This is a genomic window from Bradyrhizobium barranii subsp. barranii, from assembly GCF_017565645.3.
In the GTDB taxonomy this organism is placed as follows: Bacteria; Pseudomonadota; Alphaproteobacteria; order Rhizobiales; family Xanthobacteraceae; genus Bradyrhizobium; species Bradyrhizobium barranii.
This window is the reverse complement of sequence record NZ_CP086136.1, coordinates 7,434,625-7,454,814: the sequence shown is the minus strand read 5'-3', so window position 1 is coordinate 7,454,814 and position 20,190 is coordinate 7,434,625. Positions and strand designations below refer to the sequence as shown.

Here is a 20,190-nt window from a genome sequence, read left to right as displayed (position 1 = left end):
GTCAGTCGTCCGTTTCACCGGCCTCGTACAGCGCCTCGCGCCCGATCCGGTCGAGGCAGAGCTCGGCGGTCCAGGGCAGCATCAGCGAGCCGCAGCGGCTGTCGCGATAGATGCGCTCCAGCGGCAGCGAGCGGAGCATGGCCTGACCGCCGCAGGTGCGGATCGCGAGCGCGGCGAGCTCATTGGCGCCCTCCATCACCGAATATTGCGCGGCATAGGCGCGCAGCACCTGCTCCTTGCTTGGATTGGCGTGGGCCTCGGTGACGGCCTGGAACCAGATCGCCTTGATCTGCTCGAGCTTGATCTGCATCTGCGCGACCGCGATCTGCTTGGTCGGGTACATCCGGCGCTTGACCGGCGGCATGCCCGGTACCTCGCCGCGAAGATAGCGCACGGTGAAATCATAGGCGGCTTGCGCCAGGCCCATATAGGTCGGCGACAGCGTCAGGAACATGTGAGGCCAGCGCATCGCCGCCTGGAAATAGACGCCGCGCGGCATCAGCGCGGAATCCTCAGGGACGAACACATCCTTGAACAGCAGCGTGCGAGAGACTGTGCCGCGCATGCCGAGCGGATCCCAGTCGCCGACTACCGAGACACCGTCCGATTTCGCGGAGATCGCGAGGTAAAGGGTGTTGCGGCGCGAGGCTTTTTCGCCCTCCTCCATCTCGGTGCAGAGCACGCCGTAGTAGTCGGCATGACCGGACAGCGATGCAAAGATCTTCTTGCCGTTGACGATCCAACCGCCCTTTACGGGCTTTGCTTCCGTGCCGAACGCGACGCCGCCGGCCGCGGCCGCTCCGCCCTCGGAAAAGGGCTGCGAGTAGATCGCGCCATCCTCGACGATACGCTTGTAATGAACCGCGCGCCGCCGCTCGTGCTCGGCGCGGGTCTCCGCGTCCATGTCGAGATCGTCGGCGAGCGGACCTGACCACAGGGTCGAGCAGACGTGCATGTTCCAGGTGAGGGCGGTCGCGCCGCAATAGCGGCCGATTTCCGCTGCCGCCAGTGCGTAAGTTTGATAGTTCGCGCCGAGCCCGCCATGCTTCTTGGGCACCGCGATGCCGAGCAGGCCGACGCGATGCAGGTCGCGATAATTCTCTGTCGGGAAGATCGCCTCGCGATCGTAAGTCGCCGCGCGACCAGCGAACACGCTCTGGCCGATCTCGCGGGCGCGCGCGATGATGCCGGCCTGCTCGTCGTTCAGGCGGAATGCGACGGGATCGAAGATCGGCGTATCCAGCGCGACCTTGTCGGTTGCGCCGATGTTCTTTCTGACTTGCATGGTCATTGCGCAGCCACCCTACGTTTTGGTCGCGACGGAATTCAGGAACTGGCCGAGGGCTTCGTCGAACGCGTCAGCGCGTTCAAGGTTGGCGAGATGGCCGACACCAGCCAGCTCGACATATTCGGCAGAGGGAATGAATGTTGCTGTCTTTGCCATCATGGGGGCAGGCGCATTGTTGTCCTTGGAGCCGGACAGCAACAGCGTCGGGACGGAAATGTCCTTGAGTGTGCTGCGCTGATCGAAGCCCATCAAAGCCAGCATCATGGCGCGATAGCTCGCCTCGGGCACGCTTGCCATGCACTCGCGCGCAAGCTCCATTCCCTTCGGATCGGGATCGTCGCCGACAAGCTCCTTCACCAGGGAGGGAGCCAGCGACTTGATGGTCTCGCCGCGATCGAGCGGCCCAAGCCGCGCCGCGATGAACGATTTCTGCCAATCGCCATCGGCCTTGCCGAAGGCCGGGCTGGTCTGCGCAAGGACGACCGCGCGGGCCAGTTTCGGGGATTGCGCCAGCCATTTCTGGACGATCATGCCACCGATCGAATGGCCGACCAGAATTGGCTTGGTTGCACCAAGCTGCTCAATGAATTGCTGGAGCGCATCGGCAAGGGCCGCGATGCTGACGCTGGCGAGCGGCGCCGATCCGCCGTAGCCCGGCATGTCCCATGCAATCGCGCGGAACTGGGTGCTGAATCTCGCAAGCTGTTGCCGCCAGGCCCGTGCCGCGCCGCCAATGCCATGCAGGAAAATCAGGGGTGTCGCGTCCGGATCGCCCGCGGCTTCATAGGCGAAGCGGCCGTCTTTTGTTATCATTGGCGCAGGCTGCGACACGCGACATCCTTTTGCTCGGCCGGTCGATGCTAACAGGCCTGTAGGGGATGGGAAGCGATAATTTTATACTTAAAGCAATTTTCGGGCCGGTCTCTCGCGCGAAGGCGTTCGCGGCGCTACGGCAGCTTCGTTGCAAAAACTTGAAGGTTAAAATATATCGAGGAACGATCAGCAGAGCCAAGGAGCCAGCGCATGTCCGGATTGCCGCACTCGCCGCACGCGCTCGTGACCGGTGGCGGTCGCGGCATCGGCCGCGCCGTCGCAGCCTCTCTTGTCGGAGCAGGCGCAACCGTGACGGTGCTCGGCCGGAACGTCGCTGTTCTAGAAGAGGCGGTCGGCGCAGGTGCCGCGCATTTTGCTGCGATCGCCGACGTCTCGAACGAATTATCACTGAAAGCCGCTATCGCTGAAGCGAGCGCGCGAAAGCCGATCGACATCCTGATCGCCAACGCGGGAAGTGCAGAATCCGCGCCGTTCGCGAAATCGGACGCTGCCCTGTTTGCGCGCATGATGGACGTCAATTTCATGGGCGTTGTCCATGCCATCCAGGGCGTTCTGCCGGGCATGAAGGATCGTCCCTATGGCCGCATCGTCGCGATTGCCTCGACGGCAGGGCTCAAGGGCTACGCCTATGTCAGCGCGTATACGGCGGCGAAGCACGCCGTCGTCGGTCTCGTGCGCTCTCTTGCCCTCGAGACGGCCGGAAGCAATGTGACTGTGAATGCGGTGTGTCCGGGCTTCACCGACACCGATCTGGTCGCCGGCAGCATTGAAAACATCATGAAGAAGACCGGCAGGAGCCGCGAGCAGGCGATCGCCGAGCTCGCGAAGCACAATCCGCAGGGACGGCTGATCACGCCTCAAGAGGTGGCTGACGCAGTGCTTTGGTTGTGCGGCGAAGGCGCTGGTGCGATCACCGGGCAGGCGATTGCAGTCGCAGGCGGCGAAATCTAGTAGCGCGGAACAAACATAGTTAGGAGATCGCATGAGCAGACCAGCCAATCCTGTGACCGTGCCGCTCGCGGATTATTCGCCGCAGCACTTCCTGCTGGCGGTGGTCGACAGCGTTGCCACGGTGACGCTCAACCGTCCCGAGCGGAAGAATCCACTGACCTTCGAGAGCTATCGGGAACTGACGGATTTCTTCCGCGCCTGCGCTTTCGATGATGCAGTCAAGGCCATCATCGTCACCGGCGCCGGCGGTAACTTCTCGTCCGGCGGCGATGTGTTCGAGATCATCGGCCCGCTCGTGAAGATGGACACCAAGGGGCTGACCGCTTTCACGCGGATGACCGGCGACCTCGTCAAAGCGATGCGGGCCTGCCCTCAACCCATTGTGGCCGCGGTCGAAGGCATCTGCGCCGGCGCCGGCGCGATCATCGCGATGGCATCGGATATGCGGCTTGCGGCGAGCGGCGCGAAGGTCGCGTTCCTCTTCAACAAGGTCGGCCTTGGCGGCTGCGACATGGGCGCCTGTGCGATCCTGCCGCGGATCATCGGACAGTCCCGCGCCTCCGAGCTGCTCTACACCGGCCGGTTCATGACGGCGGAGGAGGGCGAGCGCTGGGGCTTCTTCAGCCGCATCGTCACGCCCGAGCAGGTGCTGCCCCAGGCGCAGTTGCTGGCCAAGCAGGTTGCGGAAGGCCCGACCTTCGGCAACACCATGACCAAGCGGATGCTGGCGATGGAATGGGCGATGTCGATTGAAGAGGCGATCGAAGCGGAAGCGGTTGCTCAGGCGCTGTGCATGACCACGGCGGATTTCGAGCGCGCCTTTGAAGCATTCGCCAACAAGGTCAAGCCGGTCTTCAGGGGCGACTGAGCCCCGGACTTGCTGCGGGAAGCCAGCAACGGTGACTTGCGCCGCAATACCTGCCCGGAAAAGATCAGATTTTCCGCAACAACGTGCGCGACCGGCGGGATCTCGAGGAGCTGAGAATTAAGGCTAAGCCCAAGACCCGGGCCGAGCTCAAGGCGGAGGCGACAAAGCCGCTTGCGGCGGAGTGACCGCCCGTGCGACTTTAGCCCCATTGCCTGGCGTATTTTCGAGTGGAGTAAGGGCGATGAAGGCGATTATCGTCGGTGGCGGTATCGGTGGTCTCACCACGGCATTGATGCTGCGCTCGCGCGGCATCGGGTGCGAGATTTTCGAACAGGCCGACACCATCCGCGAGCTCGGTGTCGGCATCAACACGCTGCCGCATGCGATGCGGGAGCTTGCCGGCCTCGGTCTCCTCCAGCAGCTCGACGACGTCGCGATCCGCACCGACCAGCTCTATTACCTCAATCGCCACGGCCAGGAGGTATGGCGCGAGGCCCGCGGCATCGACGCCGGCCATGACGTGCCGCAATTCTCGATTCACCGCGGCCGCCTTCAGGGCGTCATCCATCGCGCCGTCGAGGAGCGGCTCGGGCCGGAGGCAATTCACACCGGCTGCCGCCTCGGCGCCTTCACGCAGGACGAGGGCGGCGTCACCGCTTATTTCTTCGACCGCTCGGGCGCGCACATTCATACTGCGCGCGGCGATATCCTGATCGGCGCTGACGGCATCCATTCACGCGTTCGCGATACGCTGTTCCCGAACGAGGGACCGCCGTGCTGGAACGGCCTGATGCTATGGCGCGGTGCGCGCGATTGGCCGCTGTTCCTCACCGGCAAGTCGATGATCGTGGCCGGCGGCCTCAACGCCAAGGTGGTGATCTATCCGATCGCAGAGGGATCGAGTCCGGCGAGCCGTCTCACCAACTGGGCGGTGCTGGTGAAGGTCGGCGAGGGCAATGCCCCGCCGCCCCGGAAGGAAGACTGGTCGCGGCCCGGCCGGCGCGAGGAGTTGATGCCGCATGTCGCGCGCTTCTCGGTGCCTTATATCGACGTCAAGAGCCTGATCTCGGCAACGCCGGAATTCTACGAATATCCGACCTGCGACCGTGATCCCTTGCCTTACTGGTCGTCCGGGCGCGTTACGCTGCTCGGTGACGCCGCGCATCCCATGTATCCGGTCGGCTCCAATGGCGCATCTCAGGCGATCCTCGACGCGCGCTGCCTTGCCGATGCGCTGGTGCGCGCCGAGCATCCGCGCCAGGCTTTGCTTGAATATGAGAAGAAACGTCTGCCGATGACCGCTGACATCGTCCGCTCCAACCGGCGCGGCGGCCCCGAGGGCGTCATCGACGCCGTCGAGCAGCTTGCGCCCGATGGCTTCGACAACGTCGACAACGTGCTGAGCTATTCCCAGCGCGAGGCGATCGTGCGCGGCTATGCCACCAAGGCCGGCTTCGCCGCCGTGCCGGGTCTGGCGGCGGTGCGCGCTTAAGACTAGCTCCTAGCCGCCGGGCGGCGGCGGCAGGAAGTGGATGTTGAACTCGGCGGCCATCGCCACCACGTCCTCCGGCTTCTGTTCCTTCATGTTGTGAAGGCCCCAGAACAGGTCGAACAGCTTGCGGGTCGGCGACACCCAGAACAGCACCTTTGCCGTCTGCTCCGACTTGTTGAAGATGCCGTGCGGCACGCCCATGCCGAGGCGGATCAGATCGCCCGGGGTCGCCTGCGACTCCGAATTGCCGAGCACGAAGTCAAGCTTGCCCTCGAGCATGTAGAGATACTCATCCTGGTCGGGATGGATGTGCGGCGGCACGAATGTGCCCGGCGGCAATGTCGCGTGCCAGGAGAAGCTGTGCTCGGTATTGCTCTTCGGCACATAGGTCTGGCCGAGGATGTTCCAGGAAATGCCCTGGATCCCTTCATTAGCCCGCGTGATGCCGGTGATTTCGCTCTTCATTGTAGTCCTCCCGTAATGCGGTGCGGCTTAGTTTGCCGCCTTGCAGTCCTTGGCATAGCGGTCGCCATAGTTCTCAAAGACTTTCTGAACGATCTCGGTCTGGAACTTGCCGTCCGCACGCTTGGCGACCTTGGTCAGATAGAAATCCTGGATCGGATAGCCGTTGGTGTTGAACTTGAAGGCGCCGCGCAGAGAGGTGAAGTCGGCCTTCTTCAGCGCAGCCCCAACCGCATCCTTGTTCAAGAGATCGCCTTTCACGGCCTTGACCGCGCTGTCGATCAGCATCGCGGCGTCATAGGCCTGAAAAGCGTAGGTGCCGGGCACGACGTTGTAGGCGGCTTCATAGGCCGCGACGAACTTCTTGTTCTGGGGATTGTCGAGATTGGGCGCCCAGTTCGCGCCGCCAAACATGCCGACGGCCGCATCCTGCTGCGCCGGCAAGGTCGATTCATCCACCGTGAAAGCCGAGAGCACCGGAATGCTGTCGGCAAGGCCGGCCTGCCGGTATTGCTTGACGAGATTGACGCCGAGGCCGCCCGGCATGAACGTGAACAGCGCATCGGGCTTCTGCGACGAGATCTTGGAAAGTTCCGGCTGGAAGTCCTGCGTGTTCAGCGGGATGTAGGATTCTTCGACGATCTCGCCCTTGTAGTCGAGCTTGAAGCCCGCCACCGAATCCTTGCCGGCCTGATAGTTCGGCACCATCAGATACATGCGCTTGTAGCCGCGATCCTGCGCCACCTTGCCGAGGATCTCGTGGACCTGATCGTTCTGGTACGACGTCACATAGAAGAACGGGTTGCAGTCCTTACCGGCGAAAGTCGATGGGCCGGCGTTGGGGCTGATCAGGAACGTCTTGGACTCCGTAATGGGGCGGTGGATCGCCTGGAGGATGTTGGAGAAGATCGGGCCCACCACGAAGTCGACCTTGTCGCGCTCCAGAAGGCCCTTGACCTTCGTGACCGCTGCGTCGGGCTTCAACTCGTCATCGGCGACGATCACCTCGACATCTCGGCCCCCCATCTTCCCGCCGAGATCCTTCACGGCGAGCGCAAAGCCGTCGCGGACCTGCTGGCCAAGCGCGGCGGCGGGGCCCGACAGGGTCACGACCACGCCCAGCTTGATCTTCTCCTGGGCGAGGGAAGGGCTCACCGCGGTGCCGAGCAGCAGGGCGGCAGCGGCCAAGGTCGTTTGCGTCTTCATGATGTGTCCCCGTGACGATCGGGCTTGCGCAGCAAGCCGCGTACTCCAATCCAAGCTTATGCCGATGATGGCGGCCGCGGCAAGCAAGCTCAAGGCGTGGCCATCCTGCGGGCAGTGCGCATGCAAGCGGCGCGCCAGTTATTTGAAGCCTAAAGAAATTCGGTGCGGTCGATTGTTGCAGCTTTAGGCTTGCGGCCGGGGCCGATTTATTTGAAGCTCAAAACGTTGGGGAATCCGTGCTGGCGCCAGGGCCGGCCATGAGTGACTGCATCGAGATGCTCGATTCCGAGACCAAAGCCGTCGAGACGCCGGAGGACCACGCCGAAGAGCTTCGGCTGTGGCTGCGTCTGCTCACCTGCACCACCCTGATCGAAGGCGAAGTCCGTGGCCGCCTGCGACAGCGCTTCGACGTCACGCTGCCCCGGTTCGACCTGATGGCGCAGCTCGACAAGGCGCCCGATGGCATGACGCTGTCCGACGTCTCCAAGCGCATGATGGTGTCCAACGGCAACGTCACCGGCCTCGTCGAACGGCTGGTGGAATCGGGCCATCTCGACCGGCGCACCTCGGAGACGGACCGCCGCGTCCAGGTGATCCGCCTCACAAAGCTGGGTCGCGCCGAGTTTCGCAGGATGGCTGCGGAGCACGAGACCTGGATCGCCGATCTGTTCGCCGACCTGACTCCGAAGGATGTCCGCGAATTGATGCGGCTCCTGGCCAAGACAAAGGCGTCGGCGCAGAAATCGGCCGGTCGCCGCCGGCCGTAGTCCGCCAGCGGGGCACCCCGCCAGTCCCACCTTGCCGCCGGAAAATGCATGGGATGCCCAAAATCCGCTATTGCGCCGAATTGTTTTAAGCCTAAAATGTTTTCCAGATGATGCTGCCGGGTGCTTTCCATGCTGAAAGGAGCGTGCGATGGCCAACGCCGCTAAGGCTCAAGAGTCGGGTTCGTATGACGGCAACGCCGCGACAGCCCACGTCGATACATTCGCACGGCAGCATCTGCCGCCGCGCGAGTTCTGGCCCGAATTCATCTTCACGCGGCCGGAGCTGCACTATCCGCAGCGATTGAACTGCGTCAGCTATTTTCTCGACCGCTGGGTCGAGCAGGGCCACGGCGACGCGCCGTGCGTCATCAGTCCGGCCGTCAGCTACACCTATCGCGAGCTGCAAGCGCTCGTGAACCGCATCGCCGACGTGCTGGTTCGCAAGCTTGGTCTCGTAACCGGCGGACGCGTGCTGCTGCGCTCCGCCAACAATCCGATGATGGTTGCGACCTATCTCGCGGTGATCAAGGCTGGCGGCATCGTCGTGGCGACCATGCCTCTGCTGCGCGCCAAGGAACTATCTTATCCGATCCAGAAGGCGGAGATTACACTCGCGCTCTGCGATGGAAAACTCTCGGAGGAGATGGAGAAGGCGAAAGCGGCGGCGCCCGGCCTCAAGCACGTGGTCTATTGGGGCAACGGCGCGTCGGACTCGCTCGAGGCGCTGATTACTGATGCGAGCCCGGAGTTCAAGGCGGTCGATACCGCCGCCGATGACATCTGCCTGATTGCCTTCACGTCGGGCACGACGGGCGATCCCAAGGGCACCATGCATTTCCATCGGGATATGCTGGCGGTCTGCGACGGTTATGCGCGCAACATCTTGAGGGCGGAGCAGAAGGATCGCTTCGTCGGTTCAGCCCCGCTCGCCTTTACCTTCGGCTTCGGCGGCGTGTTGTTTCCGATGCATATCGGCGCTTCCTTCGTCGTGCTGGAGAAGACGACACCGGACGACATGCTGACGGCGATCGAGCAATACAAGACCTCGGTCTGCTTCACCGCGCCAACCGCCTATCGCGCCATGATCGGCAAGCTCGCGGGTCGCGACATTTCTTCGCTGCGAAAGTGCGTCTCTGCGGGCGAGACCCTCCCCAAGCCGACATTCGATGCCTGGCTCAAGGCCACCGGCATCAAGCTGATGGACGGCATCGGTTCGACCGAGCTGCTGCACATCTTCATCAGCGCGACCGTGGACGAGATCCGTCCCGGCGCAACCGGCAAACCCGTGCCGGGTTACGAAGCAAAAATCGTCGATGACGACGGCAATGACCTGCCGCCGGGCACGATGGGGCGGCTCGCGGTGCGCGGCCCGACCGGCTGCCGCTATCTCGCCGACGAGCGGCAGCGCAAATACGTCCAGAACGGCTGGAACATCACCGGCGATACCTATCTGATGGATAGCGACGGCTACTTCTGGTACCAGTCGCGCTCCGACGACATGATCGTGTCAGCCGGGTACAACATCGCGGGCACGGATGTGGAGGCGGCGCTGCTGACGCATCCATCCGTAGCCGAGTGCGGCGTCGTCGGTGCGCCGGACGAGGCGCGTGGCATGATCGTGAAGGCCTATGTCATCGCCGCCCCAGGTGTGACGCCGGACGCTCAACTCGCAGCGGAGTTGCAGGAGCATGTCAAACGTGAGATTGCACCTTACAAATATCCGCGCGCGATCGAGTTCGTGGTGCAACTGCCGAAGACCGAGACCGGCAAGTTGAAGCGATTTGCCCTGCGGCAGTTGGCGCAGGCTGCAGCGACGTCCTCTGGCGTTGCGGCGGAATAAGAGAAGGATGAAGAATTGTCCGTGACGACGCCGAAAGGCCCGCACCTCGCGGTGCTGCCGACAGCAGCCGAGAGCGAAACCGGCTCCAGGGCGCAGGTGCTCCAACCGTCCGGCTGGCCGCTACCGAAAGGCTATGCCAACGGCATGGCCGCCGAGGGACGCATCGTCGTCACCGGCGGCGTGATCGGCTGGGACGCCGAGGAGCGTCTCGCGGACGGCTTTGTCGCACAGGTGCGCCAAGCCCTGAGCAACATCGCCGAGATATTAGCCGAGGCGGGTGCGCGGCCCGAGCACCTCGTGCGGCTGACCTGGTACGTCGTCGACATGGACGAATACCTGGCGAACCTGAGGGAGCTCGGCAAGAGCTACCGTGCCACCTTCGGTGCGCACTATCCTGCGATGGCGCTGGTGCAGGTCGTCCGCCTCGTCGAGAAGGCGGCGCGCGTCGAGATCGAAGCCACGGCCGTCATTCCCCGCTAAGTCGCCTTCGGTTCGCGCCTAACTGGCCCTGGCGAGATCGTCGTCCTCGGGCGAATTCAGATAGACGCCCGATACAGTGTCGACCCAGCACAGATGGTCGTGCACCTTCTTGACGCCCTCGACGTTCTCCGCCGCGACGACGGCGGCCTGACGCGCGCATTCCTCGGTGATGACGCCGCTGAGATGAACGATGCCGTCCCGGACGATGACGTTCAGTCCGAACGGGCACCAGTCGTTTTTCTCCATGGTGTCGGTGATACGGCCGCGAATGTGATCGTCGTCGGCCGTCGGATCCGGTACCTCGCGGGCGAGCCCCGCCACCGCCTGCAACAAATTCGCGCGCGAGACGATGCCGACGACCTTGTCGCCGCGCACCACCGGCAGCCGCTTTACGTTGTTCCGTTCCATGAGATCAACGATCTCCGCGAGCGCCGTATCCTCGGTGATGGTCACGACCGAGGCGGTCATCACCTCCGAGACCTTGCGGCCGTGCTCGTGGACGAAATCGCTGGCGGAGTTGCCGGGGCCGAGGATGAACCGCAGCCAGCGGCCTCGCTTGCGCTCGGTGCCGATTTCGCTGCGGCGAACGAAATCGCCCTCGGAGACCACGCCGACCAGCTTGCCGGCATCGTCGACCACGGTGAGGCCGCTGACGTGCCGCTTCAACATGATGTTTGCCGCCTCGACGATGCTGGTGTGAGGGGCAACCGAGATGACCGAGCGGGTCATGATCTGGTGGGCGCGCATGGGGAAGCTCCGCAAGTTCACACGAATATCGATGTGTGGAGCTTAGGTCACCGGCAGGAAGCTGATTTGACCCAAGTCAAGCTGGTCCGCACCTAATCCTCGGGCTCCGCATTCGGGGCGAGGTCGGAGGAGCGGAACGGCTTGGCCATGTCCAGTTTCCGGTAAGCGTTCGAGGCGGTCCGCAACAGCTTCTTTTGGCGCTTCCGGTTGTGGAAGCGAATGCCCGCCTCGGGGACGGCCTCGTTCAGCGACGCTGCCAGGGTTTGGCCTCGCGCATCGTCGTTCAATTGCCCGAGGGACTTCTGCGCCTTGCGTAATTGCTTGAGGATCGACTTCTGTTTGGTCAGCGATTCGTCTGCAAACAAATCCTCTAGCGATTCGATCGAATAGGTCAGCCGCTTGTTGAGGAGCCGCAGCTTGTGCCGTTTTCCGACGTCGAGCTTGCGCAGTTTCCGCGCCTTCCTGAGCAGCGTCGTTTCCCATTCCGTGAGCTGCGCCGTCGCGTGGTCGGCAAGCGGGCAGCGGCGCAATCGGATGGCCTCCTTGCTGCGCCGGGTCGACCAAGGACCGCTCTCGATCCAGGCGGAGGTCTGCTCGACAAGACGGCGATACCGCGCCGATTGCAGCGCGCGCGCCAGCAGGCGGTGGCTCTCGGCGCGCTTCTCGTCCCAATGCTGAAGCTCGGCGATCACGTCAAGCTCGCCTCCGCTTTCGGCGATAACCCGCTCGATCGCCACGTCTAGGTCGCGCACCATGCCGAGCTGGCTGTTCAGCCATTTCAGTTCGGCCCAGACATTCGGCCGCAGGGCATCGTCGACCATGGGCGAGAAGAAGCGGATGGCGGTGCGCAGATGCGTCAGTGCGATCCGGATCTGATGCAGCGCCTCGGGATCGCCGTGGCAGGTGCCATCGTGCTGGGCGAGGACGGCATCGAGGTGGCGGCGGGCGATAATCCGGAACGCGGTGTCGCAGGCCATGCCGGGGCTGAGGCGGCCGGGCAGAACATTGCGCCGCGCCGCAGGCTTGGCGCGAGCGGTCGCCATCGAACTCGTGGTGGGTCGCGCCATCCTAGCCCGCGCCAATCAGATTGCCTTATTTGCCCTCAGCGATTACGTCCCGGCAATTCTGGAGCGTCTGCGCTTGTGTCCCGGATGCATCGATGGTCGCCCAACCGACATGGCCGATATTATAGTGCTCTTGCTGCGCGGCAACCTCTTGCGTGGCGTCGGACGCGTCGCCCCGGCGGCCGCCGATTCGCGCCTGGCGGGTGGCGAGGTCGGCGACGAGGAATAGTCCATTGAGCGGTACGCTGCACTCGCGTGCCAGGGCGGCCATCTCGTCTCGCTCGGTCTCGCGCGCAAAGACGGCGTCGACGATTGCCGAGTGGCCTTGCGCCAGAACCTGCCGGGCGCGCTGCATCAGCACCCCGTAGACGCGCGCCGTCACGTCAGGCCGGTACGTGGACGGCGGTAGCCGTTCGGTGTGTCCCACCTGAAACAGCTGCTTGCGAATGACGTCGCTGCGCAGCACGACGGCGCCCGGATGTGGCGCCACGACGGGCGCCAGCGCGCGGGCGAGCACGGATTTGCCGGTGCCCGACAGTCCGCCAACCGCGATCAGGCGAGGGGCGGGGGGATGAATCAAAGCCCGGGCGAGCTCGAAATAGCGGCGCGCCTCGTCGAGAGTGCCGGGGCCGTCGGCATCAAGCCGCCTCAGTCGCGCCAGCGCCACCTGCGCACGGATCGCGGCGCGCATGGACATGAACAGTGGCAGCGCCGCCAGGGCGTCGAGCGTTTCGTCGGGCGCCGTCATCAGATACTGGTTCAGGACGGCATTGGCCGTGGCCGACTGGTCATGGCGCAGCAGGTCCATCAGCGTGAACGCAAGATCGTAGAGCACGTCCACAGTCGCCATCTGCGCGTCGAATTCGATCGCGTCGAACAGGACAGGCTGCCGGTCGATCAGCACGATATTGGCGAGATGCAAGTCGCCGTGACAGCGGCGCACGAAACCGTGGCGCGCGCGTTCTTCCAGTGTAGCGCGGACGCGCAGGAATGCCCGGTGTGAGGCTTTGTCAAGCTGATCAACCTCTGCTGCTTCGAAATGGCCACCGCTGCGCAGCCCGGTGCTGTTGCCATCGATCAGCGCAGGAATGGAGGCAATCCATGCGGCGCCATCCGCGACGGGCGCCCTCGCATGCGATGCTGCGATCGCATTCGCGATGGCCGGAGCGAGCTCTGCATCCAGCGGGCCGGCTTTTGCCACATGGTCCAGCGTCCGGTTTTCGTCGAAGCGGGACATGTCGACCGCATACTCGATCGGCCGGCCGCCACCGTCGATCTCGATCGATCCATCCGGTTCCTCCGTGATCGCCACGACGCGGTGATAGATTTGCGGCGCGAGCGGCCGGTTGATCCTGATCTCCTCTTCGCAGGCCGCCTCGCGCTTTTCGAGCGTCGAATAGTCGAGGAATGGAAACTTGACAGCCCGCTTGATCTTCAGGGCGCGCGTTCCGTCGAGAAACACCGACGCTGCGTGGGTGTCGATCCGCTTTACGCCAGGACGCGCGTTTAGAGCTTCGAAGACCCGTTCCTGGATTGCAGAATCGTCTGTCATCTCAGCAGGCATTTCCAGATGCGTCAGCGGTGAGGCAGCAGGCTAATCCTTAGAGGCGGATCGGGGCCAGTCCTTGACATCGGTCAAAGCCTGTCGTCGGCTGGCTGCGCGGTGTTCCCGCCTTGAGGAGGATCAAGCTTCCCGGCGAAAGGTGGCTTATCCTAACCGGTAAGGAGAATCCCGATGCCCATCAAGGATGTCTTTCTGCCGCTTGTCGGCCAACCGCGCGGACCGGCCCTCGCCGCGATCGCGACATGCGTGGCTGTCGCCGCCGACCTCGGCGCCAGGATCACCGCGCTCGCGCTCGAGGAAGATGTTTTCGTGCGGCCGAAGGTCATCATCCCTGGCGATTTGGATCCCCCGGAGGCGAGCGGTTCGCGTGAGCTAAGCGACGTGCAGCAACTCCTCAACGCCTTCACCAATGCAGCCTCCCGCGCCAACATTCGTGCCCAAAGCCGATCGGGTAAGGTGCCGGCGGACCAGATGGCGTCGATCCTGGCCGAGCATGCGCGCTTCAGCGATCTGACGTTGGTCCCCGTGAGGCCGCATGACAGTCAAACGGAACGCATCATCGAAACGCTCCTGTTCGAATCCGGCCGGCCGCTGCTGCTCTGCCCGGAACAGCATGTGGACGAGCTGCGACCGGAGTTCGAGAACGTCATGATCGCCTGGGATCACTCCGCCCGTGCCGCGCGGGCCGTCGGCGACGCGCTGCCCATTCTTCAGGCTGCTTCATCCGCCCGGGTGGTCACGGTGGCGGACGACAAGACCGATGCCATCGTGCAATCCGGAACCGCGCTCGTCGACCATCTGAGGGAACACGGGGTCTACGCCTCGTTCGAAACGACGAAGGGCGGCGGCAGCTCGATCGGCAAGGTGCTCGGGAGCTGGGCGAATTCCCATGCCATGGATGCGATCGTGATGGGCGCCTACCATCATTCACGCCTGAACGAGATCGTCTGGGGTGGTGTGACAAAGACCGTCATTGGCCAGCCGCCGTGCTGGGTTATTATCTCGCACTAGGCGCATCGCCAGTTTATCGGCCTGATCGCCAACCATCGGAACCGCCACCGACCGGGCGCATTTGCTTTCATGTCAACCTATCGCTTGAAGAATCTGCTGTCGCCGCGTTCGGTTGCGCTTGTCGGCGCGAGCGCCCGCCCGGTCTCCGTCGGCCGCGCCGTTCTTGAGAATATTCACAAGGCCGAATTCAAGGGTCGGTTCGGCCTCGTCAATCCGCGCCATGCCGAGATCGGCGGCATCGCCGCGGTGGGCAGTCTGGACAGGCTGGACTTCGTGCCCGAGCTCGTGGTCATCACCGCGCCGGCGCGCGAGGTCCCCGGTATTATCGACCAGGCCGGACGTCGTGGCTCGGCCGGCGCGCTGATCGTCTCGGCGGGCCTCGGTCACGGACCTGGGTCCCTGCACGAGGCCGCGATCGCGGCGGCACGCAAATACGGCATGCGGCTGATTGGGCCGAACTGCCTCGGCATCATGATGCCCGGCGTCAGCCTCAATGCCAGCTTTGCCGCGCACATGCCGGGGGCGGGCAACCTCGCGCTGATCTCGCAATCCGGCGCGATCGCGGCCGGAATGGTGGATTGGGCTGCGCAGCGCGGCGTCGGGTTCTCCGGAATTGTCACGATCGGCGATCAGATCGATGTCGATATTGCCGACCTGCTCGACCATTTCGCGATGGACCCCAAGACCCGCGCGATCCTGCTTTATATCGAAGCCATCAAGGACGCGCGCAAGTTCATGTCGGCGGCACGGGCCGCGGCGCGCGTGAAGCCGGTCGTCGTGGTGAAGTCCGGCCGCATGGCGCAGGGTGCCAAAGCGGCGGCAACCCATACGGGCGCGCTCGCCGGCGCCGACGCCGTCTATGATGCCGCGTTCCGCCGTGCGGGCGTCCTGCGGGTCTCCGATCTGCGCGAGCTGTTCGATTGCGCCGAGACACTCGGTCGCGTCGAACCGCCGGCGGGAAAGCGTCTCGCCATCCTCACCAATGGCGGCGGCATCGGTGTCCTGGCCGTGGATCGGTTGGTGGACCTTGGTGGAATCCCGGCATCCATCTCGGCTGAGACGCGCAAGAGCCTCGATGCAGTGCTGCCGCCGACCTGGTCCGGTGCAAATCCCGTCGACATCGTCGGTGATGCCGATGCATCGCGGTACGCGGCGGCGCTGGAGGTGCTGCTCGCAGACCCTGATAATGATGCCGTCCTCGTCCTCAACGTGCAGACCGCGATCGCCCCGGCGGCCGACATCGCCGCGACCGTGACGGAGCTCGTCGGCAAATATCGCGAGAAGCAGCGTCGATGGGCGAAGCCCGTGCTGGCGGCTTGGGTTGGAGCCGATCAGAACATCGTTCAGGCGCTCTCCGGCGCGGGCATTCCGAATTATCCGACCGAAGATGATGCGGTGCGCGGCTTCATGCATCTCGTGAGGCATCGCGAGGTCGTAGAGGAGCTGAGCCAGGTTCCTCCCGCGATGCCCGACACGTTCGTGCCTGACGCCCGGGCTGCCAGGCAGATCGTCGCCGCTGCGATCGCGGACGGCCGCAAATGGCTCGAGCCCATCGAGATCAAGCACCTGCTCGGAGCCTATGACATCGCGATGGTACCGACCCGTGCTGCAACCGATGTCGAGCAGGCTGTCGCCTACGCCAGCGAGATGTTCGCGCAGGGCGTCACAGTCGTGCTGAAGATCATGTCGCGCGACATCGTCCACAAGTCGGACGTCGGCGGCGTCGTCCTCAATCTGACCACGCCGGAGGCCGTGCGCGCGGCTGCCACCGACATTCTCGCGCGGGCGAGGAAGCTCCGTCCCGAAGCCCGCATCGAGGGCGTCATCGTGCAGGCGATGGTCGTCAAGGCGAAGGCGCGCGAGCTGATCCTGGGTCTTGCCGACGATCCCACCTTTGGCACCGTTGTCGTCTTCGGCCGGGGCGGGACGGCGGTCGAGATCATCAACGACAAGGCACTGGCGCTTCCGCCGCTCGATCTGCAACTCGCCCGCGACCTGATCGGCCGCACGCGCGTATCACGGCTGCTGCAGGCCTATCGCGACGTACCCGCGGTCGAGCCGGACGCCGTCGCGATGGTGTTGGTCAAGCTCGCCCAGATGGCCGCCGACCTTCCCGAGATCCGTGAATTCGACATCAACCCACTGCTTGCGGACGAGACCGGCGTGACCGCGGTCGACGCCCGCGTCGCGGTGGAGCCGCCGCAGCGCAAATTCGCCGGCTCCGGCCCGGCCAATTTCGCCGTCCGGGCCTATCCGTCGCAGTGGGAGCGCCGCCTGGCGCTCAAGGATGACTGGCGCATCTTCGTACGGCCCCTGCGTCCCGAGGACGAGCCGACCATCCACGAATTCCTGCGTCACGTCACGGCGCACGACCTCCGCCTGCGCTTCTTCGCGCCGATGAAGGAGTTCACCCACGAGTTCATCGCGCGCCTGACCCAGCTCGATTATGCCCGCGCAATGGCCTTCATCGCATTCGACGAAGCGACCGGCGAGATGGTCGGCGTGGTCCGGCTCCATTCGGACTCGGTCTATGAGAGCGGCGAATATGCGATCCTGCTGCGCTCCGACCTCAAGGGCAGGGGGCTCGGATGGGCGTTGATGCAGTTGATCATCGACTATGCGAGATCGGAGGGGCTGAAGACCATCTCGGGTGATGTTCTCAGGGAGAACACCACAATGCTTGAGATGTGCCGCCAGCTCGGCTTCGACGTGAAGCCGGATTCGACCGAGCCCGACCTCTGTGACGTCAGGCTCAAGCTCTGAGCGTTCCGATCACGAGTGCGCTTCGCGCGATGCGGCGGATTCCGTGGCCGTTTTCCGCAGACTCTTGACGATGATCGCGATCAGCGGCACCAGCACCGGCACAATCGTGCTGAGCGGATGATGGACCGCGCCTGACACCTGGGCCTGGAGCGCCCGCGCCTCGAGCTGCAAGGCTTCGATGGATGCGCCGTGAATTTCATTGGCGAGCTCGATGTCGCGGCCGGATGGAGGACGGCCGGCAACGACGAAGAGAACCGCCGCGATGGCGAAATTGACGGTGCCGAGGATGGCAGCCGCCGCAATTGCGCTCCAGATCTGGACCAGCGCGAAATAGGCCGACAGCTCCAGCATCAGGAGCCCGAATGTCGCGATCAGGGCCGCGAAGGCCCGCAGGCCGAGACCGATCAACAGATGGCGCAGCTTGATGTCCGCGATGATCCTGTCCGCGCGCCACAGCACGCGCAGATGTTTGACGACATTCTCGGTATTCACTTAGTGTCTCCTCAGCATGACGCCGACGACGACGCCGAGTGCGAAAGCGGAGGCGAGCGATGTGACCGGGCGTTCCACAATGAGGCGCTGAAGCTGCTCCTGCTCGTCGCTGACGGTTTCTCCGAGCTCGGCAAGCGCGGCCTTGATCTGATCGGCCAGAGCCTCGGCCCGGTCTTTCGAGCTGTCGAACATCTCTTCGCCTGCGGTGCTCAGCAGACGCGTGACGTCAACCTTCAGCGCTCGCAGTTCTTCGCTCATCCTGTCGCTGTTGAACATGGATTTGAGAACTCCCTTGAATGGAAGCGACCCTAAGGCCCGGCGGCGCGGCCGCGCTTGATTTGCGTCAAGGGACGGCGCGTGGCCCTGGTGTTGAGACAGGTCAACCCGGCCGCCACGGGCTGGCCTAGAAGTGGCGGCTGAATGGGGACCAATTGTCCCGATGAGGTGGAAGCGTGAACTCCGAACCGCTGTTGCTGGCAACGCCCTCCGGCGATGTGCTGAAATTGCGCCCGGAAGGGCCGTGGACGGCAGCCAATGTGTCGGCGCTCGAAACGCTGTCCCGATCGGTCGGAGCGGATGTCGATCGATCCAGTGCCGTGACGCTGGACATGTCCGGCGTTAGCGCGCTCGACACGCTCGGCGCCTGGGTGTTGGAGAAGCTGTCGCGACGGGCCGCATCATCCGGCAGATCGGCCGAATTCGTCGGCGTTGCCGATCATTTCAGCGGCCTGATGGATGAGGTGCGTCAGGTCAACCGCCACCCCCCGGCGGTTGCGGCCGCGCCAAACCCGATTCTGCTCAGGCTCGGCGATCTCGGCAAATCTACGGTTGGCGCGCGCGAAGACGTCACGATCTTTCTTCAAATGCTGGGTGCATTGTTCATCGCCGTGATCGGCGTGCTGCGCCGGCCACGCTCGCTGCGGCTGACATCGCTTGTCTATCAGCTCTACCGGATCGGCTGGCAGGCCATTCCGATTGTCGTTCTCATTACCTTCCTGATCGGTGCCATCATCGCCCAGCAGGGGTTCTTTCATTTCCGCAGGTTCGGTGCGGAGTCCTACACTGTCGACATGGTCGGCATCCTGGTGCTGCGCGAGCTGGGTGTGCTGATCGTCGCCATCATGGTCGCCGGCCGGTCGGGGAGCGCGTACACGGCCGAGCTCGGCTCGATGAAGATGCGCGAGGAGATCGACGCGCTCTCGACCATGGGCCTCGATCCCGTCCATGTCCTGATATTGCCGCGAGTGGCAGCCCTCGTCATCGCGCTGCCGATCCTCGCGTTCATTGGGGCGGTTGCGGCGCTCTATGGCGGAGGACTGGTTGCGCAGTTCTACGGCGGGATGGCACCGGCGATCTACATCGCGCGGCTGCATGAGGCCATCTCCGTCACCCATTTCGAGGTCGGCATCCTGAAGGCGCCCTTCATGGCTCTGGTGATCGGGATCGTCGCCTGCAGCGAAGGATTGCGTGTGAAGGGCAGCGCGGAATCGCTCGGGCGGCAGACGACCACGTCGGTGGTGAAATCGATCTTCCTGGTGATCGTGCTCGACGGCTTATTCGCGATCTTCTTCGCTTCGATCGGAATGTGACGATGGACGAATCGCAAGAGGTATTCGCGATCCGCGTTCGCGACCTCGTGGTCGGCTTCGGCCGCCAGACCGTGCTCGACCATCTGTCGCTCGACGTCCGCCGAGGCGAGATCCTCGGGCTCGTCGGTGCCTCCGGCGGCGGCAAGTCGGTCTTGATGCGCACCATCATCGGCCTGATCCCGCGCCAGGGCGGGAGCATCGAAGTCATGGGACGGCCGATCGGTGGCCGCACCGAAGGCGCGGCCACGACGTGGGGCATTTTGTTCCAGCAAGGTGCGCTGTTCTCCTCGCTGACGGTACGTCAAAACGTGCAGTTTCCGCTCCGCGAAAATCTCGTGCTGTCGCAGGAGCTGATGGACGAGATCGCCATCGCCAAGCTCGAGATGGTCGGGTTGCGAGCGCAGGACGCCGACAAATATCCGTCGGAGCTCTCGGGCGGCATGACCAAACGCGTGGCGCTAGCCCGCGCACTTGCACTCGATCCGCCGATCCTGTTCCTGGACGAGCCGACCTCCGGTCTCGACCCGATCGCCGCCGGCGATTTTGACGCGCTGATCGGGACGCTGCAGAAGACCCTCGGCCTCACCGTGTTCATGGTCACCCATGATCTTGCGAGCCTCACCACGGTCTGCGACCGCGTCGCCGCGCTCGCCGACGGCAAGATCGTGGCGATCGGCCCGATGCGCGAATTGCTGCAATCCGAGCATCCCTGGGTGCGCGCCTATTTCCACGGCAAGCGCTCTCAGATGCTGCAACACGAGATGAGATGAGA

At 64.0% G+C, this 20,190-nt stretch carries 19 protein-coding genes; 10 read left to right on the top strand and 9 right to left on the bottom strand.

What is annotated here, in order from left to right; translation table 11 throughout:
- Position 1 precedes the first annotated feature (1 nt).
- Together J4G43_RS36365 and J4G43_RS36360 are read right to left on the bottom strand one after the other, a co-directional pair.
- On the bottom strand, positions 2–1,291 hold the full coding sequence (locus J4G43_RS36365) for an acyl-CoA dehydrogenase family protein (RefSeq protein ID WP_208087848.1): 1,290 nt from the start codon (positions 1,289–1,291) through the stop codon (positions 2–4).
- A 12-nt stretch (positions 1,292–1,303) separates the two neighbouring features.
- Entirely contained in the window at positions 1,304–2,101 is a 798-nt protein-coding gene (locus tag J4G43_RS36360) for an alpha/beta fold hydrolase (RefSeq protein WP_210387387.1), read from the bottom strand.
- A 210-nt stretch (positions 2,102–2,311) separates the two neighbouring features.
- Between J4G43_RS36360 and J4G43_RS36355 the strand changes: the two genes are divergently transcribed.
- From J4G43_RS36355 to J4G43_RS36345, 3 genes are all read left to right on the top strand, one after another.
- Entirely contained in the window at positions 2,312–3,073 is a 762-nt protein-coding gene (locus J4G43_RS36355) for an SDR family NAD(P)-dependent oxidoreductase (protein WP_208087846.1), read from the top strand.
- 31 nt (positions 3,074–3,104) lie between these two features.
- Positions 3,105–3,941: an enoyl-CoA hydratase family protein gene (locus J4G43_RS36350; RefSeq protein WP_014493756.1), complete on the top strand. Its 837-nt coding sequence runs from the start codon at positions 3,105–3,107 to the stop codon at positions 3,939–3,941.
- Positions 3,942–4,182: 241 nt separating this feature from the next.
- Positions 4,183–5,433, top strand: coding sequence for a flavin-dependent oxidoreductase (locus J4G43_RS36345; protein ID WP_028156622.1), 1,251 nt, complete (start codon positions 4,183–4,185; stop codon positions 5,431–5,433).
- A gap of 9 nt (positions 5,434–5,442) precedes the next feature.
- Here the strand turns inward: J4G43_RS36345 and J4G43_RS36340 are convergent, their stop codons facing one another.
- Both J4G43_RS36340 and J4G43_RS36335 read right to left on the bottom strand, forming a co-directional pair.
- Positions 5,443–5,898: a cupin domain-containing protein gene (locus tag J4G43_RS36340; protein ID WP_085405775.1), complete on the bottom strand. Its 456-nt coding sequence runs from the start codon at positions 5,896–5,898 to the stop codon at positions 5,443–5,445.
- A 27-nt stretch (positions 5,899–5,925) separates the two neighbouring features.
- On the bottom strand, positions 5,926–7,101 hold the full coding sequence (locus J4G43_RS36335; RefSeq protein WP_208087845.1) for an ABC transporter substrate-binding protein: 1,176 nt from the start codon (positions 7,099–7,101) through the stop codon (positions 5,926–5,928).
- Between the two features lie 257 nt (positions 7,102–7,358).
- On the opposite strand from J4G43_RS36335, the gene J4G43_RS36330 reads away from it, so the two are divergent.
- The 3 genes from J4G43_RS36330 (at position 7,359) to J4G43_RS36320 (ending at position 10,188) form a co-directional block, all read left to right on the top strand.
- On the top strand, positions 7,359–7,868 hold the full coding sequence (locus tag J4G43_RS36330) for a MarR family winged helix-turn-helix transcriptional regulator (protein WP_014493760.1): 510 nt from the start codon (positions 7,359–7,361) through the stop codon (positions 7,866–7,868).
- Positions 7,869–8,016: 148 nt separating this feature from the next.
- The gene (locus J4G43_RS36325) at positions 8,017–9,708 is read left to right on the top strand and encodes a benzoate-CoA ligase family protein (RefSeq protein WP_208087844.1); all 1,692 of its coding nucleotides are present in this window, start codon (positions 8,017–8,019) and stop codon (positions 9,706–9,708) included.
- Between the two features lie 21 nt (positions 9,709–9,729).
- Positions 9,730–10,188 (top strand): RidA family protein, encoded by a 459-nt coding sequence (locus J4G43_RS36320; protein WP_085405778.1) that lies wholly within the window; start codon positions 9,730–9,732, stop codon positions 10,186–10,188.
- 18 nt (positions 10,189–10,206) lie between these two features.
- Here the strand turns inward: J4G43_RS36320 and J4G43_RS36315 are convergent, their stop codons facing one another.
- From J4G43_RS36315 to J4G43_RS36305, 3 genes are all read right to left on the bottom strand, one after another.
- A complete protein-coding gene (locus J4G43_RS36315) occupies positions 10,207–10,935 on the bottom strand; it encodes a CBS domain-containing protein (RefSeq protein WP_208087843.1) in 729 nt (242 codons plus the stop codon).
- 92 nt (positions 10,936–11,027) lie between these two features.
- Positions 11,028–12,002 carry a CHAD domain-containing protein gene (locus J4G43_RS36310; RefSeq protein WP_208087842.1) on the bottom strand — a complete coding sequence of 325 codons (975 nt, stop codon included), beginning with the start codon at positions 12,000–12,002 and terminating at the stop codon, positions 11,028–11,030.
- 25 nt (positions 12,003–12,027) lie between these two features.
- The gene (locus tag J4G43_RS36305) at positions 12,028–13,551 is read right to left on the bottom strand and encodes a bifunctional aminoglycoside phosphotransferase/ATP-binding protein (protein WP_208087841.1); all 1,524 of its coding nucleotides are present in this window, start codon (positions 13,549–13,551) and stop codon (positions 12,028–12,030) included.
- Positions 13,552–13,734: 183 nt separating this feature from the next.
- Between J4G43_RS36305 and J4G43_RS36300 the strand changes: the two genes are divergently transcribed.
- Positions 13,735–14,574, top strand: a complete 840-nt coding sequence (locus J4G43_RS36300; protein WP_208087840.1) for a universal stress protein — start codon at positions 13,735–13,737, stop codon at positions 14,572–14,574.
- A gap of 69 nt (positions 14,575–14,643) precedes the next feature.
- Positions 14,644–17,337, top strand: a complete 2,694-nt coding sequence (locus J4G43_RS36295) for a bifunctional acetate--CoA ligase family protein/GNAT family N-acetyltransferase (RefSeq protein ID WP_208087839.1) — start codon at positions 14,644–14,646, stop codon at positions 17,335–17,337.
- Positions 17,338–17,346: 9 nt separating this feature from the next.
- Here the strand turns inward: J4G43_RS36295 and J4G43_RS36290 are convergent, their stop codons facing one another.
- Together J4G43_RS36290 and J4G43_RS36285 are read right to left on the bottom strand one after the other, a co-directional pair.
- On the bottom strand, positions 17,347–17,829 hold the full coding sequence (locus J4G43_RS36290; protein WP_208087838.1) for a phage holin family protein: 483 nt from the start codon (positions 17,827–17,829) through the stop codon (positions 17,347–17,349).
- A complete protein-coding gene (locus tag J4G43_RS36285) occupies positions 17,830–18,105 on the bottom strand; it encodes a hypothetical protein (RefSeq protein ID WP_208087837.1) in 276 nt (91 codons plus the stop codon).
- Between the two features lie 176 nt (positions 18,106–18,281).
- On the opposite strand from J4G43_RS36285, the gene J4G43_RS36280 reads away from it, so the two are divergent.
- Complete coding sequence (locus J4G43_RS36280) at positions 18,282–19,418, top strand: ABC transporter permease (protein WP_208087836.1); 1,137 nt, start codon at positions 18,282–18,284, stop codon at positions 19,416–19,418.
- A gap of 2 nt (positions 19,419–19,420) precedes the next feature.
- Positions 19,421–20,188 (top strand): ABC transporter ATP-binding protein, encoded by a 768-nt coding sequence (locus J4G43_RS36275; RefSeq protein WP_208087835.1) that lies wholly within the window; start codon positions 19,421–19,423, stop codon positions 20,186–20,188.
- Positions 20,189–20,190: the final 2 nt, after the last annotated feature.